The sequence below is a fragment of the Halomonas sp. ND22Bw genome (assembly GCF_003011945.1).
GTDB classification, from domain to species: Bacteria; Pseudomonadota; Gammaproteobacteria; order Pseudomonadales; family Halomonadaceae; genus Halomonas; species Halomonas halophila.
In genome coordinates, this window is sequence record NZ_PXWD01000734.1 from 1 (window position 1) to 276 (window position 276).

Below are 276 nucleotides of genomic sequence, written 5' to 3' on the forward strand. Positions count from 1 at the left end.
GGCGATGCGCACCTGGCCGTCGGCCGTCACCACCTCGGCCTCCAGCAGGCTGGACGATGCCAACCCGTAGCGCTTCGAGAAGCTGCCGAAGCCGCCGCTCTGCACCAGGCCGGCGACGCCGACCGACAGGCAACCGCCGCCCTGCACATAGCCGCCCGCCTGGGTGCTGACGGCGTCGTACACCTGCGCCCACAACGCGCCGCCGCCCACGGACACCGCGCGCTGCGGCGCCGCGCGGCCCTCTCAACCCGCGGCGACGAAGGCGTCGTGCATCTC

The 276-nt window shown here is 74.3% G+C and carries 1 protein-coding gene; it reads right to left on the reverse strand.

Going from position 1 to position 276, the window contains the following annotated elements:
- Nucleotides 1–216 (reverse strand): FAD-binding protein (locus CVH10_RS20075; protein WP_369335907.1); only part of this gene is annotated, 216 nt, incomplete at its 3' end.
- Nucleotides 217–276 lie beyond the last annotated feature (60 nt).